At 43.0% G+C, this 14,910-nt stretch carries 17 protein-coding genes; 13 read left to right on the top strand and 4 right to left on the bottom strand.

The annotated features are described in order from the left end of the window. The first annotated feature begins 129 nt into the window (after positions 1-129). The gene (locus ACHZES_RS11720) at positions 130-1,095 is read left to right on the top strand and encodes a choloylglycine hydrolase family protein (protein WP_395548952.1); all 966 of its coding nucleotides are present in this window, start codon (positions 130-132) and stop codon (positions 1,093-1,095) included. Between the two features lie 70 nt (positions 1,096-1,165). Here ACHZES_RS11720 and ACHZES_RS11715 read toward each other — a convergent pair whose 3' ends face one another. Then, entirely contained in the window at positions 1,166-2,179 is a 1,014-nt protein-coding gene (locus ACHZES_RS11715; protein ID WP_051835032.1) for an AraC family transcriptional regulator, read from the bottom strand. Positions 2,180-2,428: 249 nt separating this feature from the next. Here ACHZES_RS11715 and ACHZES_RS11710 point away from each other — a divergent pair, with 249 nt between their 5' ends. The 5 genes from ACHZES_RS11710 (at position 2,429) to ACHZES_RS11690 (ending at position 6,732) form a co-directional block, all read left to right on the top strand. Beyond that, complete coding sequence (locus ACHZES_RS11710) at positions 2,429-3,811, top strand: PTS transporter subunit EIIC (protein WP_395548950.1); 1,383 nt, start codon at positions 2,429-2,431, stop codon at positions 3,809-3,811. 70 nt (positions 3,812-3,881) lie between these two features. Continuing rightward, a complete protein-coding gene (locus ACHZES_RS11705) occupies positions 3,882-4,592 on the top strand; it encodes a glucosamine-6-phosphate deaminase (protein WP_395548949.1) in 711 nt (236 codons plus the stop codon). Between the two features lie 481 nt (positions 4,593-5,073). Then, the gene (locus ACHZES_RS11700; protein ID WP_395548948.1) at positions 5,074-5,283 is read left to right on the top strand and encodes a hypothetical protein; all 210 of its coding nucleotides are present in this window, start codon (positions 5,074-5,076) and stop codon (positions 5,281-5,283) included. A gap of 176 nt (positions 5,284-5,459) precedes the next feature. Further along, positions 5,460-5,978 carry a peptidylprolyl isomerase gene (locus ACHZES_RS11695; protein WP_038281420.1) on the top strand — a complete coding sequence of 173 codons (519 nt, stop codon included), beginning with the start codon at positions 5,460-5,462 and terminating at the stop codon, positions 5,976-5,978. A gap of 4 nt (positions 5,979-5,982) precedes the next feature. Next, positions 5,983-6,732: a GNAT family N-acetyltransferase gene (locus ACHZES_RS11690; protein ID WP_395548947.1), complete on the top strand. Its 750-nt coding sequence runs from the start codon at positions 5,983-5,985 to the stop codon at positions 6,730-6,732. Here ACHZES_RS11690 and ACHZES_RS11685 read toward each other — a convergent pair. After that, complete coding sequence (locus ACHZES_RS11685) at positions 6,668-7,369, bottom strand: hypothetical protein (protein WP_038281416.1); 702 nt, start codon at positions 7,367-7,369, stop codon at positions 6,668-6,670. The two genes, ACHZES_RS11690 and ACHZES_RS11685, sit on opposite strands and share 65 nt — an antisense overlap. 173 nt (positions 7,370-7,542) lie before the next feature. Between ACHZES_RS11685 and ACHZES_RS11680 the strand changes: the two genes are divergently transcribed. Together ACHZES_RS11680 and ACHZES_RS11675 are read left to right on the top strand one after the other, a co-directional pair. Continuing rightward, positions 7,543-8,328: a YesL family protein gene (locus ACHZES_RS11680; protein ID WP_395548946.1), complete on the top strand. Its 786-nt coding sequence runs from the start codon at positions 7,543-7,545 to the stop codon at positions 8,326-8,328. 163 nt (positions 8,329-8,491) lie between these two features. Then, positions 8,492-9,070 carry a GTP pyrophosphokinase family protein gene (locus ACHZES_RS11675; RefSeq protein WP_038281412.1) on the top strand — a complete coding sequence of 193 codons (579 nt, stop codon included), beginning with the start codon at positions 8,492-8,494 and terminating at the stop codon, positions 9,068-9,070. A gap of 89 nt (positions 9,071-9,159) precedes the next feature. Here the strand turns inward: ACHZES_RS11675 and ACHZES_RS11670 are convergent, their stop codons facing one another. Together ACHZES_RS11670 and ACHZES_RS11665 are read right to left on the bottom strand one after the other, a co-directional pair. After that, complete coding sequence (locus ACHZES_RS11670) at positions 9,160-10,371, bottom strand: ammonium transporter (protein ID WP_395548945.1); 1,212 nt, start codon at positions 10,369-10,371, stop codon at positions 9,160-9,162. A gap of 159 nt (positions 10,372-10,530) precedes the next feature. Then, positions 10,531-10,869, bottom strand: a complete 339-nt coding sequence (locus ACHZES_RS11665; RefSeq protein ID WP_038281408.1) for a P-II family nitrogen regulator — start codon at positions 10,867-10,869, stop codon at positions 10,531-10,533. Between the two features lie 279 nt (positions 10,870-11,148). On the opposite strand from ACHZES_RS11665, the gene ispE reads away from it, so the two are divergent. The 5 genes from ispE to ACHZES_RS11640 all read left to right on the top strand — a co-directional run bounded on the left by ispE (position 11,149) and on the right by ACHZES_RS11640 (position 14,901). Further along, positions 11,149-12,054: a 4-(cytidine 5'-diphospho)-2-C-methyl-D-erythritol kinase gene (gene ispE / locus ACHZES_RS11660; protein WP_395548944.1), complete on the top strand. Its 906-nt coding sequence runs from the start codon at positions 11,149-11,151 to the stop codon at positions 12,052-12,054. Then, entirely contained in the window at positions 12,044-12,718 is a 675-nt protein-coding gene (locus ACHZES_RS11655; protein ID WP_395548942.1) for a GntR family transcriptional regulator, read from the top strand. Before ispE ends, ACHZES_RS11655 begins: the two co-directional genes overlap by 11 nt. Positions 12,719-12,733: 15 nt before the next feature. After that, on the top strand, positions 12,734-12,922 hold the full coding sequence (locus ACHZES_RS11650) for a hypothetical protein (protein WP_038281403.1): 189 nt from the start codon (positions 12,734-12,736) through the stop codon (positions 12,920-12,922). 196 nt (positions 12,923-13,118) lie between these two features. Then, entirely contained in the window at positions 13,119-13,742 is a 624-nt protein-coding gene (locus ACHZES_RS11645) for a TetR/AcrR family transcriptional regulator (RefSeq protein WP_038281402.1), read from the top strand. A gap of 22 nt (positions 13,743-13,764) precedes the next feature. After that, positions 13,765-14,901, top strand: coding sequence for an efflux RND transporter periplasmic adaptor subunit (locus ACHZES_RS11640; RefSeq protein ID WP_395548940.1), 1,137 nt, complete (start codon positions 13,765-13,767; stop codon positions 14,899-14,901). Positions 14,902-14,910: the final 9 nt, after the last annotated feature.

The following is a 14,910-nucleotide window of genomic DNA, read 5'->3' as shown; positions in this document are numbered from 1 at the left end:
GATTATAAAACCAATCAAAGCTCATTTTTGCATACTATTTTGAGTGATACAAACCCTATATTATATACATAAAAACTACAGGCCTCCATATAAATAAGTAAGCAATTTACAGTATGGGAGGTAGTTTGTATGTGTACGGCTTTTACCTTAAGATCCCGGCAAGGGGAAACCTTTTTTGGAAGAAATATGGATTTCTCTTATGATATTCAGCCTCATCTTTACATTATTCCGAAATATTATGAATGGGATAATTCATTAAATATGGAGAAGATCCATGATGTATACAGCTTTATCGGAATTGGACAGGAACTGGATGGGGACCTGGGATTTTTTGATGGGGTTAATGAAATGGGGTTTGCTGCTGCGGCTCTTTATTTTGCAGGCTATGCCCAATATGATACCTGGCAGGCATCCGGGGACAGAGAACAGATCGCTTCCATTGATTTCCTTCACTACATTTTGGGAAGATGCGCAGATATCGGTGATTTACGGCAATTACTGAAAAATCTCTCAATCGTAGGTCTTGAAGATCCGGTGACAAAGACTGTGGCTCCATTGCATTGGATGGTGGTAGACCGAAGTGGGGAGTGTGTTGTCATAGAGCAGACGGAAAGAGGTATGGAAGTAATAGCAAATTCCATTGGTGTAATGGCGAACAGTCCAGATTATCAGTGGCATAAGACGAATCTGAGAAATTACATGGAGGCTACTCCCTATCAGTCCGAGGAGGCTAACTGGGGGAATGTCCGACTGACACCATTTGGACAGGCGGGAGGCACCCAGACTCTGCCGGGAGGGTACACGTCTCCGGAACGTTTTGTCAGGACCGCTTATTTAAAATCATTTATTCCCGCACCTCAAAGCCGTATGGAAGCGGTTGTTTCATGCTTTCATGTCATGGAGAGCGTTACCATACCGAAAGGAGCAGTTGTAACCAGCCGGAATACTTATGATTACACCAAATATACAGCTTTTATCAATACGGCTACCTGTGAATATTTTTTCAAGACTTATGACAATATACAGGTTGGAATGGCAAGTCTTTTTGAGAATTGCGCCCAATCCCCGGAACTTGTGAATCTGGGCGGACTATAGTAGCAAGCCGGGACGGCAAAAAGCCTATTGATAAAAGGGCCGTTCCGGCCCTATACGGAGCTAAGCTTTCTCAGCCTTGATCTTCTCCCCGGTATTCTGCTGGCGTCATTTGATAGACTTCTTTGAATTTCTCATAAAAATAAGTCCGGTTCTTACAGCCCACTTCCTCCGCAATGCTTAGAACCGGCAGATTGGTAGTCTTTAAAAGTAGGGCGGCCTGAAGCATCTGCTGTTTTATCTTCAACTGTGAAAATGTGATTCCTGTGCCCTTCTTGATCAGTTGGTATAAATGGCTTTCGGAGAAATGAAGAGTATCCGCGATGTTCTGAAGGCGGCAGCTATCCTTATAATAATTCTTTTCAAGATAATCAAGTACTGTTACTATGATCTGGTTTTCCTTATTATCACGGAAATATTCCTCCGCATCAGTCGTAATGGAATGAATCAGCAGAAGAAAGACGATCGAAAGATAATGCTCCAGCAGTTCTCCGCTATACAGGGAGGGATAGAAGTGCTCTTGTATCAGTAAATCCAGAACAGATTCCAGACGATTGCTTGCAAACAGCTCCTGTTTTGACGGGGCCGTATGAAAAATCAGGTATTTGTCGTGACTGTGGCTTTCTGATATGGCAGACACGATGAATTTCCCCAAAAGTCCCTGCTTTCCAATCCAGTTTACAAACTTTGCCTTAAAAAATGCCTTGGTAAAAACGATGTTAAATACAATATCACTCGCTTCCTTGTAAGCGGCATGATGTACCACGTCTGCATCCAGGATACAGATATCACCCTGGGTCATGGTAACTTCCTTTCCGTTAATGACAAAGGTACAGCTGCCTGAATAGATATAGTTCATTTCCATATCGGTATGATAGTGAAAGGGAATTTCAGTAAACCGCGTTTCTTTAAGAACGCCTACGGTATAATCGCTCAGCGTATTGGGGAAATCAAAGCGGTAGCATTTTCTGCCGTTTCGTTCCACTGTCTGCATATTGCTGTAAACCGGACTTAATTTCCCGGGATGATCTAAATGCCATTGCTCACTTTTCGTTATCTCAAATATCTTTTCTTCCGAGTTCTTCACAACTATTTCCTCCCATGAAAAACGAATATGATAAACAGGATAAGTTTTATGTTATATACAATGTTCTGTTTTACGGATATACTATTAATATCATACAATTACTTCTGGATTAATACAACAGTTATTGTTGAGTATTACAGAAAATTGATATGATTAGAACATGCGGCATGTACGGTAAATGATAAATTTTTGCATATCAGGCGCTCGATATACAAAAATGCTGATTTGTAAGATGGAGGAGGATTTACTATGACAAATGCTGAATTGGCGCAAGAAATACTTAAGTCTGTAGGCAAAGAAAATGTTATTAGTTTAACACACTGTATTACCAGGCTGCGTTTTGTCCTTAGGGACGAAGCTCTGGCAGATACAGAAAAGATTAAGGCACTGGAGGGGGTTCTGGGTGTCCAGACAAAATCAGGCCAATATCAGATTATTGTGGGAAATAAAGTAGAGAAGGTATTTGCAGAATTACAGCCCATACTGGGCCAAAATGGAGATTTGGTACAGATGGAAGAAGCCGAGCAGCCAGCAGTGAAAAGGAAAAATTGGTTTAACAGACTGATGGAGACCATATCTTCAATCCTGATTCCTAGCTTGCCTCCTGTTATCGGAGGCGGCATGATCAAAGGCTTCCTGTTCACTTTCTGGTACCTTGGGTGGATAGAATGGGGCAGCAATGGATTTGAATTACTGAATCTAATTTCAGACTGTATGTTCTATTTTTACCCGTTCCTGTTGGCAACCAGTGCAGCAAAACGTTTTAAAACAAATGAATACATGGCACTTGCACTGGCCGGCGCTCTGATGTATCCTACCATAATCAATGGAGTTGGAGGCGAGGTCACCGGTCTGACCCTCTTTGGTATCATCAAGATTCCATTTATAGATTACAGTGCTTCAGTCATTCCCATTTTAATTTCCGTATGGGTGCTAAGCTATGTATATAACTTCTTTCAGAAGCACATTCCCGATATTGTCGGCACAATTTTCACACCGGTTTTAACCCTTTTCCTTATGATACCGCTTCAGATGATTGTTTTTGCACCGCTGGGGTATGGGCTTGGTGAGTATATTGCAAAAGGTGTAAATATATTGTTAGGTCTGTCTCCTGTTGTAGCCGGATTTATAGTCGGCGCTGCCCGTCCATTTATGGTGTTTACCGGCATGCATCACGCTATGCGTGTGATTGTGCAGCAGCAGATATCCTCATTCGGAGGTACAACAATCGGCGCCATGAATTATATGAGCGTATTTGCACAGGCGACTGCACCGCTGGCAGTATATTTTGTCACTAAAAGCAGGAAAATGAAAAAGCTTTCCATGTCAGCTGCTGTTTCCGGCTACCTTGGTGTGACTGAGCCTGCTTTATACAGCGTTATTGTGAAATATAAAATCGTACTGATAGCGACATCCATTGGAGGCGGGATTGGCGGTGCAATTGTTTCTGCATTTGGTTCGGCGGAGTATGCCATGGTTATGTCCAGTATATTGACCATACCGGCCACCGTGGGTGAGGGTTTTATGGGAATTGTTATTGGCATTCCTGTTACGATAATTACCACTATGCTGATCGTCTTTTTCGGGAGAAATAGTATTATAGCGCAGGATGAGGCAGAGGGGCTTATATAATAAAGTAGAGTAACTGGCGGGCATGCTTTTTCCGGCTGCCCGTTAATATAAAAACATGGAGGCTGAAATATTGAAAGTTATAATTGAAAACACAATTGATGAGATGAGTATGACAGCAATGCAGCATTTGCTTGGGTATATGTACCGGCATAAGCGGGTGAACTTATCTATAACAGGAGGAACAACCCCTGGCCGTATGTATGAGATGCTGGTTCCTATGGTTAAGGGAAAAGATTGTTTTAGCAATGTACATTACTATAATTTTGACGAGATACCTTATCGGGCCGAAGATCGGGAGGGAGTAACTATTTCAGGACTGAGAAGCGCTTTCTTCACACCAGCTGCTATTGCCGAAGGTAATATCCATGTGCTGAACCAACATAATTACACCTCTCAGGATGAGCGCATTGCGGCTGACGGCGGCTTAGATATGATTCTCCTTGGAGTGGGAGCTGACGGGCATTATTGCGGCAATCTACCGGAAACTACCCATTTTGGTGACAAAACTGTTAAGGTCCCATGTGATGATAGAATAAAAAGCAGGCTGGCTGAAGAATTTGATGGAGTGACAGAACATATCCCTGATTACTATATCACCATGGGTCCCCGCAGCATTATGGCTGCAGGCAGTTTGGTCATGATCGCATCAGGCACGAAGAAGGCCGGGATTGTTAAACAGTTGGTTGATGGAATTGTTGATGAAGCTGTCCCCGCAACTCTGCTTACACTCCATCCTAGGTTTACATTGATTGTTGATAAGGATGCGGCCTCACTGTTATAAATCCATAAGAGACAAATTCCAAATAAATAGCATGACCAAATAAAAAAGGCGTATTACATGACTGATCTTCGGAACCAGTCATGTAATACGCTTTTCGAAAAGTTACTTCAAAAAGGGAGGAGAGCTGATAATAAATTATCAGCTCGAGTATTATGAAAAAAATCTTATAAGCAATTTGTATTTTATGTTTTAAGTATATCCATGAAACATGAAGAAATCATGTTGTTTGTGTAAAAGGTTTTTGAATGAAATTTAAACAAAGTATGAACGATAGGATATATATGTCTTCATCCCACCGGCTATAACATCAAGAATCAATTTACAAACATACGTTCCCATGGTAAAATATCAATAGGGAACAATCATGTCACTACAAGGGTTGATCGTGCTGGAATAAGCATGATAGGTGTACTGTTTCATCGTTATGAAATAGTATACTAGCCTTCCATCAAGTCATACATAAGATGGGAGGTGAGCGCAGATGAATTTTGACTTTAAGGACTTAATGACTTTTGGTATGTTCATTCTCGCATTGCTTACCTTTATTTTTAGTAACGTTTTCCAAATCCCAGAAATGGGTACAGAAAACCGCCCTTGTAAAAACATTGGAGTGTTTAGGGCGGCAATCTGTCGTTTTATACAGGCCAACCTCTTGTATGAGGTGGTTGTTCTTTATTTATATTATAAATGATTTTTATTTGATATTCAAGAGATATTTTGAAAGTTCGACTGTTTGCAAATGGGACTATACAAATATAGGAGTATTTGATAAAATATAGCCATATGCGAAATCTGACGCAATAAATACCTGATAGGTATACCTTTATGCCCAAAGATTATGGGCGGAAAAGTAGAAAGGGAGAAAACATGAAAAATCCGGTTATTACGATTACAATGGATAATGGTGATGTGATGAAAGCAGAGCTTTATCCGGAGATTGCACCAAACACAGTAAATAATTTTATCAGTCTGATTAATAAAGGTTTTTATAACGGACTGATCTTTCACAGGGTTATCAATGGGTTTATGATTCAGGGTGGATGCCCGGAAGGAAGCGGAATGGGAGGCCCAGGCTATTCCATTAAAGGAGAATTCAGCCAGAACGGTGTTACCAATGCGTTCAAGCATTCCGAGGGAGTGCTTTCCATGGCAAGAGCCATGAATCCCAATTCTGCCGGTTCCCAGTTTTTCATTATGCACAAGGCATCTCCACACTTGGATGGCTCCTATGCTGCATTCGGTAAAATCACTGAGGGCATGGATATTGTAAATAAAATTGCCGATGTGAAGACCGATTACAATGACCGTCCTTTAAACGAGCAGAAGATCCAGTCCATGACCGTAGAAACCTTTGGGGAAGAATATCCGGAACCGGAGACCTGCTAAGGCAATGAACTGGGAACGGGAAATCACAGTTGAAGGAAAGATTTTCCAGGTTACCATATCCGATGATCATGAGGCCCTGCGTTCTGCTTTTGCGGAAGGCAGGGCCGTTGTTGGTTTATGGGACCGGGAACGGGCGGACCAGAACCTTACCCCTGCCGCTTATGTTGTAGAGGATCTTAAAGATATTGATGATGTATTTTTAGAGCGGGTCATCAGGAGAAGAGAGGGACTTCCGTGGAATATTGTCAAAACCCAGCGCTTGACAATCCGGGAGTTCGCCCCGCAGGACTTTGTTTCTATACCGAATGAGCCTGAGGCTGGTATATCAGGCTCCCTGTTTTTAAAGGAAGAACCCCTGAAGGATTACATCTGCCATCAATACGGCTTTTATGAATACGGTATTTGGGCCCTGGTTGACCATAAAAAAGGACTGCTAGTGGGAAAGGCGGGGATCTCCAATTTAGAACTTACCGATCAGGAGGAGTTTTTTAGTGCTATAAAAAAGAATGATACCCCGGTGGAACTGGGATATCACATTTTTTCCCCATACAGACAGCAGGGATATGGGAAGGAAGCCTGTATGGCTATTCTTTCTTATGCTGCCCTGGCTGTATCAGAAAGGATTTATGCAAGGATCGATGAACGGAACTTAGCTTCAATAAAGCTGGCAGAAGATCTGGGGTTCCGGCTTATTGCCCGAACACATAGCGGATCAGTTCCACGGCTGTGTCTGTATGAGTGGAATTACTCATGACAGTAAGAATCGGCTCATCGATGATAAGGCCGGTTTTATTGCAGAAGTCCGTGCTTCCGATGAGAATGCCGCAGGCCGTGTTTTCGCCTGTTTCCTGATTGGTAACAAAATAGAGGTGCTCCTTTACTTTGTCGTAAACGTCGGCAGGGAGGAGTTCCTTTAAGTCGACAAATCCACCCATTTCCCCGAAGTGATCGATGGTTTCCGGATTCCCGATCATAACATCCAGGCTCTTACTGGATATCATGGCGGTGATTTTGGCCAGTTGGGCATAGGTAAACTCATTCATGGAAGATTCGTCAAAGGTCGGGGACATGGAGTAGTCCACCTCGATCTTTGAATCCTCATTAAGGTCAATGTACTGGCGGAAGCCTTGGTTAAAGTAATCATCTACAGAATCAGTTTCACCGGCAGGGCGGCTGTTAAAAATGACACAGGAAAGAGCCGTTTCAAACCGGTTGTTGTATATGGCAGAGCCGATGGAAGAGATAAAAATCACGGACACAATGGCAATGATGATGGGGATCTTGTAATATTCCCAGATGTACCAGAGCCTGTCTTTTACACTCATATTTTTCAGCTTGTCCCGTTCCTCCCGCATGGAGTCTTTTAGGGTTTTGTCTTCGTATGGGGTCATGTTTTACGCCTCTTTCTTTATTATTACAGCTACTTTTCTAATTATATCATACAACCTTGGATTTTTATTTAAAATAAAAATAAAATTTTGGTGAAATAAGAAAGAATGTTTGCTTTTTAGGGATAAATCCGCTATAATATCCTTTAATGCAACTATGAAAAGGGGAAAAACGAATGTTTTCTGGTTTTTTTAATTATGATAATCCGGTATGGCGGTTTATCGGTAAATTTGGAGATCTGATAATTTTAAATATCCTATGGCTGATATGCAGTATTCCTATATTTACGATAGGAGCTTCCACCACAGCTGTATATTATGTAACCCTAAAGCTTGTAAGAGATGATGATGGATATACCATCCGTTCCTTTTTTAAGTCTTTTAAAGAAAACTTTAAGCAGTCCACGGTCATCTGGCTCATCCTTCTGGTAGTCGGTCTGATCCTTGGAGTTGATTTGTACTTCTTTACCAGATTGTTTACAGGTTCCGGGTCCTTTCGGACGGTGATGCTTACCGTGTTCCTGGCAATGGTTCTTATTTATGCGGCTGTTTTTACGTATATTTTCCCACTTCAGGCCAGATTTTTTAACACTGTAAAGCGCACCTTTTTCAATGCCTTTTTTATGTCCCTGCGCCATTTATTCCGCACCATTGGAATGATTGCCATTGATGGGGCTTTGTTGGCGGCCGGATTCCTGCTTATGGTACCGCCTATGCTGATGATATTCATGCTGTTTGGCTTTCCGCTGTTGGCATTTATTAATTCCTATATCCTTGCTCCCGTGTTCAATCAGTATATTCCAAAAGTGGAAGAGGAGAAGGGGGACGAGCTAAGGCCGCTGTTTGCAGATGAGGAAGAGCCTGTAAGCAGCATTCTGATGGCAAAAGGTGACGAGCATCAGGAAGAAAAACCTGAAAGTGAAGAAACAGAAATTATAGAAACGCAAGATGGGCAGGAATAATTCCTGCTGACAGCCGGACGGGGATCGCCAAGCATCCCTTCCGGCTGTTTTTTTGCGTATCAGAATGGATTCTTTTATACGAAGTTCATATTATGGACACTATATGGACACAAAAAAAAGGTATACTAAATAACTGTGATAAGGAAATGTCTGGAGGTAGAATATGACTGAAGAAGAGTATGTCTGTTTTATCCAGCCCTATGAGGATGCGCTAAAAAACATCCGTGTGAGAGTAGATGTGCTGAATAATGATTATAGGAGAAAGAACCAGAATTACCCCATCCATCATATCCAGTACAGAATCAAGCAAAAGGAAAGCATTGAAAACAAGCTGGATAAGAACGGATATGAGACCAGCTTGGATTCGGCCAGAAACTATCTTACGGATGTTGCCGGTATCCGGGTCATCTGCTATTTTATAAGAGATATATACGCAATTGTCAGCCTGCTAAAGACGCAGTCGGATATTGTAATCATAAAGGAAAGTGATTATATTGCCAATCCAAAGTCCAATGGTTATAGAAGCTTCCACATTGTTTTTGGAGTTCCGGTTTATCACACCGATGGCATGGAATATTACCCGGTAGAAATACAGCTGCGAACCATGTCCATGGACTTATGGGCCAGTATGGAGCACCGGATCTGCTATAAGGGAGAAGAGAAGGAACAGGCAGTAGAGGAATTTAAAAAGTATGCCATTGCCTTAAGGCAGATGGAGGATGAGATGGAGGAATTTCTATAAAGGTATGGTAAACGGCTGCATAGAATTTCCCCCCGGCATTATTTGACCGGGGGATTAAAGATATGAATATAAATATGAGGAAAAGCAGGTTATTTATCGATCCGGAAGCCTGAATAGGCGGTCATACCGTGTTCATGTAAATCCAGGCCGTCCAGCTGTTCCTGGTCGGAGACTCTTAAGCCTATGGTTTTCTTAAGCAGAGTAAAGATGATAAAAGCCGCTACGGCTGTATAAACCAGAACAGAAGCAACACCCACTAACTGTGTCAGGAAATTGCATCCCTCACCAAAGATCCCGGTCAGCAGTGTACCCAGGAGGCCGCAGAATCCATGGACGCCAACAGCGCCCACCGGGTCATCGATTTTGGCTTTCTTATCAATAAATTCAATGGCAAGAACCACTGCAAGACCTGCAATTACTCCAATGATGATGGATTCATAGGGAGTCACCACATCACAGCCTGCAGTAACTGCCACCAAACCGGCAAGGGAACCGTTTAATGTCATGGATACGTCAGGCTTACCGTAACGCAGCCAGGTAAACAGGAGCGTGGTCAGTGTAGAAGCGGCGGCAGCCAGGTTGGTTGTCATGGCGATGTTGCCGAGAGTGGTGGTGGCAGAAGTTGTGGAGCCGCAGTTAAACCCAAACCAGCAGAACCAGAGTATGAAAACACCGAGAACGCCCAGGGGAATGTTGTGACCGGGAATTGCGTTTGCAGTCCCGTCTTCATTGTATTTTCCAATGCGGGGACCGACGATTTTAGCCCCTACCAGGGCGCAGATGCCGCCTACCATATGAACCGCAGTAGAGCCTGCAAAATCATGGAATCCCATGTCGGCTAACCAGCCGCCTCCCCAGATCCAGTGTCCGGTTATGGGATAAATGACCACGCTGATAGCTGCTGAGTAGATTAAGTAAGAAGCAAACTTTGTGCGCTCTGCCATGGCTCCGGAGACGATGGTGGCTGAGGTGGCACAAAATACGGTTTGGAAAATCATGAAAACTGCGATGGGAAGACCGTTGAATAAGCCGCTTCCGTCAGCCAAAGAATAAGGATCAAAGAACCCGGAGCTGCCGAAAAGGCCAGCCACATTACTTCCGAACATGAGGGGAAAACCAAGGATAAAGTAGAAGAGAGATCCGAGAACAAAATCCATCATATTTTTCATGCAGATGTTCCCCGCATTTTTGGCTCTTGTGAACCCAGTTTCTACCATGGCAAAACCGGCCTGCATAAAATAGACCAGAATTGCAGCCAGCATGGTCCAAATAATATTCAGTAATAAGGTTGTATTTTCCATAATCATAACTCCTTCTAATATTTTTTGATGGGATCATTACATTTAACTCATTGATTCACGAGAATAAAAAGACGGGCATAACTGCTTAAGAAAGCAATTATCCCCGTTGATAGTTTATTTCCGTTCTGTATGAAATTAAATGTCCGCTCTTATTGGGAATTACAGCGCTTCCCGGCCACGTTCGCCGGTCCGGATGCGAACCACATCCTGCACGTCGTAAACGAAAATCTTGCCATCCCCGTAATTGCCCGTGTTGATTTCCTCTACAACCGCATCAATGATCTGATCTGCCAAATCCTTTGGCACAACGGTTTCGACTTTTACCTTTGGAAGCAGGTTCACATTATACTTGGTACCCCGGTACATCTGCGTGTAGCCTTTCTGATTACCATATCCCATGACGTTGCTGATCATAAGTCCATTGACCTTGCAGCCTTCCAGGATTGTCTTCAGACTTTCAAGCTTTTCTGGTTTGATAATAATTTCCAACTTTTTCATACAGCGCGACCTCCTCTAATTTTTTACAGAAAAAAAGTGCGATTCCAGTTTTGGAACGCCCTTGTTCGGTATATCAACATTATACACAACTGATGTTTTCTGTCAAATAAATTTTTAGAAGAGGATAAACGAAAATTTTGTAAAAAATTAACAAGAACCTAAAAAACATAAGGGAATAAAACGCTTGTGCTTTTCTATGTTTTGTTATATAATAAATACTGTATACAAAAAAATAAAAAAATACAATCCTAAGAAATAAAAAGTGAGGGATGTTTGCCTATGATAAGACATCTGGGATTAAAAGCATATGGAAAGGTTAATCTGGGGCTTGATGTTTTAAGAAAACGGGAAGACGGATACCATGAGGTACGAATGATCATGCAGACCGTAGGCCTTTATGATAAGATTGATATTTACTTAAAAGAGACTCCGGGAATTGAGGTTGTGACAAATCTCTATTATCTTCCGGTGAATGAAAACAACTTGGTTTATAAAGCAGCCAAGCTTCTGATGGAAGAGTTTCATATCCTTCACGGCATCCGCATTCACTTAAATAAATTCATTCCGGTTTCTGCAGGTATGGCCGGCGGCAGCAGCGATGCGGCGACGGTACTGTTCGGGGTTAATAAGATGTTCCAGCTTGGCCTGACAAGAGAAGAACTGATGGAACGGGGGGTAAAGATCGGAGCAGACGTTCCCTATTGTTTGATGAGAGGAACTGCTCTTAGCGAAGGAATTGGGGAAATTTTAACTCCTCTTCCCGATATGCCCCAGTGCCAGGTGCTAATAGCAAAGCCTGGGGTCAGCGTATCCACAAAGTTCGTTTATGAGCATCTGGATCTACCCAGCCTAGGTCAAGAGGATCATCCGGATATAGATGGCATGATTGAAGCCATTGGGAAGCGCAACATATTCCAGGTGTCGGAACGCCTGGGAAATGTACTTGAAACAGTCACGATTCCGGAATATCCGGTGATTGCACAGATTAAGGACAAAATGAAAGAATTGGGAGCGGTGAACGCCTTGATGAGTGGAAGCGGTCCCACGGTTTTTGGCATTTTTACCAGCCCCAGAGCTGCGGAAATGGCTTATGAAGAATTGAGGTACGGCGAGGCGAAGAGCCTTGCAAAACAGGTTTATCTTACGAATTTTTACAATACCAGGGAGGTTACAAATGAGCAATGATTTAAAGGTTAATATGAATGAATATCTGCCGCTTCGGGATGTAGTCTTTAACACGCTGCGCCAGGCGATTTTAAAAGGGGAACTGGCACCGGGAGAGCGTCTTATGGAGATCCAGCTTGCGGAACGTCTTGGAGTCAGCCGTACCCCCATCCGGGAAGCCATCAGGAAGCTGGAACTGGAAGGGCTGGTATTAATGATACCCAGAAAGGGCGCCGAGGTTGCAAAGATTTCAGAGAAGAGCTTAAGGGATGTGCTGGAGGTTCGCAGATCCTTAGAAGAGCTTGCCATTGAACTGGCTTGCCAGCGCATGACTTCTGAGGCTGTAGAGGAGCTTGAAAAAAAGCAGGAAGAATTTAAAGAGGCCGTGGAACAGGGCAATCCTATGGAGATTGCGGAGACGGATGAAGCCTATCATGATGTGATTTATAAAGGTACCTGCAATGACAGGCTGGTGCAGATGATCAATAATTTAAGAGAGCAGATGTACCGTTACCGTCTGGAATACATCAAGGACGAGGATAAACGTCAGATTCTTCTGTTGGAACACGATAACATATTGAGGGCGGTCAGACAGCGGAAGGTTCAGGAAGCAAAAGAAGCAATGCGGGAGCACATTGATAACCAGGAGATCACCGTATCAAAGAATATCAAGGAACAGGAATAAGAAAAGAGGTATTTTATGACGTTTAAGGAGAAGTATCTGGCCGGTGAGATAGAATTTGAAGCCATTGATGATTTTATTGAAGAATGGAATAACAGCAGTACAACCGAAACCCTTGCCCAGTTTCTCGGCCTTAATGAAGAGGAAGAGGATATTTGGATCGAAGAGAGCGATGAAGCCTTAAAGGAACTTCTGGACAGGAGATAGGAGCGCCAGGCAGTCCTGCATTTTTGCCAAAAAACCAGGGTAAGAATTGCAAAGAATAAACAAAATTGGAAAAATTATTAAATAAATATAACCTTTCTTGACAAGGTGACAACGTGTCATTATAATAAGTGGCATGTTGTCACCTTTTCGTGTGCTCAAAGGACTCACATGGAAAAGAGAAAGGAGAGATGAAACGATGCCAACGGAACGGTTTTATAATCTTCCGGCAGGAAAAAAGAAAGCCATCTGCGATGCAGCGGTGGAGGAATTTACAAGGGTGCCGTTTGAAAAGGCTTCTATTAATAAAATAATCCAGGCCGCAGGAATATCAAGAGGGAGCTTTTACACTTATTTTGAAGATAAACGTGATGTTCTTAGATATATTTTCGAAGATGCTACTAAAAATTTTCAAAATAGTTGGGTGGAATACGCGGAAAAAAATAATGGTGATCTGTGGAAAACAGCCGAAATGTTTTTACAATACAGCATAGCCAACGCAAAGGATAATGTACTGCAGCTGGTTAAGAACATTGCCGACAGCGAGACAATGTTTGGCGCGACTCATCAGCTTTGCAAAGAAAATTCCAAAAACCAGCAGGAGCTGCAGGAATTGATGTACCAGGCCATTGATACCTCTGATTTTAAAGATCAGAGTATAGAAACCTTTGGGAAACTGGTATCCATGATTTTCTTGGAGCTTGCTCATTGTATGGGCTGGTACTACCATCATCGGGAAGATGAAGAAAAAATTAAGAAAATTTTCCTGGAAAAATTAGAAATTCTGCAATATGGAATTCGTAATCAAACATTACAATCTTAATATGGCCAAATAAGGAGTTACTATGACTAAGAAAAAAATATTCATCATTGTAGGAGCGGTTGTAATTGTGGCAGCTGTGGCAGGGCTGATTCTTCCGAGGGTACTGAAAGGAAAGCAGGAAGAGATTGTAGCGGAGGTTCCGCCGGCTGTAACTGTAGAAAAACCTGAGACCAGGACCATTGAGTTAAGCAATGAACTGATCGGAACGATCGAGCCGGACAGCATTGTACATGTTACACCTCTTGGGGCAGGAGAAATAACAAGCGTAGGAGTTAAGACCGGCGATTTGGTATCTGCGGGCCAGCTTCTCTGTGTCATCGACACAAAGCAGGTGGAGAGTTCCCGGATCACTTCGGAAACCGCCAGAATTACTTATGAAGACGCTAAGAAGAATCTGGATCGTTATTCCATTCTTTATGCAGCCGGCGATGTGGCAGAAGCAGATTATCAGTCTCTGGCCGATAAAGTGGAGATGGCAAGGCTTCAATATGAGAATGCCAAAATTGCATATAAGATCCAGATGGAAAGCAGCCAGGTGACGGCACCTATTGCAGGGCGTGTGGAAAGTTTTAACATCAGCGTTCATGATATGGTCTCTCCTCAGACCACCCTTTGTGTTATTTCAGGGGAAGGCGGGAAATCCTTGACCTTTTATGTTTCGGAGCGCATTGTAGGAGGACTGAAGGTTGGAGATTCCATAAGGGTAGAAAAGAATGGAACCGAGCATTCGGCCGCCATAACAGAAGTGAGCACAATGATTGATCAGGCAAGCGGCTTATTTAAGGTTAAGGCTTCCATACCCGATGGAGATACCTTGGCTACGGGTACTTCTGTAAAGCTTTACGTAATCGCCCAGATGGCAGAGAATGTACTGACAGTTCCGGTTGACAGCATTTATTATGAGGGCGGGAACCCGTACATTTATACATATGCAGATGGATCGCTTAAGAAGAATGCGGTAACCGTAGGGTTGTCAGACAATGAGTACAGCGAGATCCCAAGCGGCATTACTGCCAATGATCAGGTAGTGACCACATGGACCAGTGAGTTATATGAGGGCTCCAAGGTTACTCTTGCAGGCGGCAATGAAAAAGAGTCCCAGGCAGAAGAAGTCGCGACAGAAGAAACCGGAACAGAACCTTCCGGTCAAACACAGTAAGGGGGCGGT

It is taken from the genome of Lacrimispora sanguinis (genome assembly GCF_044987295.1).
Lineage (GTDB): Bacteria > Bacillota > Clostridia > Lachnospirales > Lachnospiraceae > Lacrimispora > Lacrimispora celerecrescens_B.
Note: the sequence above shows the minus strand (reverse complement) of the source record. Positions and strands in the feature narration are given on the sequence as shown.

What these genes read in the sequence shown, in the direction of transcription:
- ACHZES_RS11720 (WP_395548952.1), top strand. Translation starts at nt 130, where the DNA reads ATGTGTACGGCTTTTACCTTAAGATCCCGGCAAGGGGAAACCTTTTTT.
- ACHZES_RS11710 (WP_395548950.1), top strand. Translation starts at nt 2,429, where the DNA reads ATGACAAATGCTGAATTGGCGCAAGAAATACTTAAGTCTGTAGGCAAA.
- ACHZES_RS11700 (WP_395548948.1), top strand. Translation starts at nt 5,074, where the DNA reads ATGAATTTTGACTTTAAGGACTTAATGACTTTTGGTATGTTCATTCTC.
- ACHZES_RS11695 (WP_038281420.1), top strand. Translation starts at nt 5,460, where the DNA reads ATGAAAAATCCGGTTATTACGATTACAATGGATAATGGTGATGTGATG.
- ACHZES_RS11690 (WP_395548947.1), top strand. Translation starts at nt 5,983, where the DNA reads ATGAACTGGGAACGGGAAATCACAGTTGAAGGAAAGATTTTCCAGGTT.
- ACHZES_RS11685 (WP_038281416.1), bottom strand. Translation starts at nt 7,369, where the DNA reads ATGACCCCATACGAAGACAAAACCCTAAAAGACTCCATGCGGGAGGAA.
- ACHZES_RS11680 (WP_395548946.1), top strand. Translation starts at nt 7,543, where the DNA reads ATGTTTTCTGGTTTTTTTAATTATGATAATCCGGTATGGCGGTTTATC.
- ACHZES_RS11675 (WP_038281412.1), top strand. Translation starts at nt 8,492, where the DNA reads ATGACTGAAGAAGAGTATGTCTGTTTTATCCAGCCCTATGAGGATGCG.
- ACHZES_RS11670 (WP_395548945.1), bottom strand. Translation starts at nt 10,371, where the DNA reads ATGGAAAATACAACCTTATTACTGAATATTATTTGGACCATGCTGGCT.
- ACHZES_RS11665 (WP_038281408.1), bottom strand. Translation starts at nt 10,869, where the DNA reads ATGAAAAAGTTGGAAATTATTATCAAACCAGAAAAGCTTGAAAGTCTG.
- ispE (WP_395548944.1), top strand. Translation starts at nt 11,149, where the DNA reads ATGATAAGACATCTGGGATTAAAAGCATATGGAAAGGTTAATCTGGGG.
- ACHZES_RS11655 (WP_395548942.1), top strand. Translation starts at nt 12,044, where the DNA reads ATGAGCAATGATTTAAAGGTTAATATGAATGAATATCTGCCGCTTCGG.
- ACHZES_RS11650 (WP_038281403.1), top strand. Translation starts at nt 12,734, where the DNA reads ATGACGTTTAAGGAGAAGTATCTGGCCGGTGAGATAGAATTTGAAGCC.
- ACHZES_RS11645 (WP_038281402.1), top strand. Translation starts at nt 13,119, where the DNA reads ATGCCAACGGAACGGTTTTATAATCTTCCGGCAGGAAAAAAGAAAGCC.
- ACHZES_RS11640 (WP_395548940.1), top strand. Translation starts at nt 13,765, where the DNA reads ATGACTAAGAAAAAAATATTCATCATTGTAGGAGCGGTTGTAATTGTG.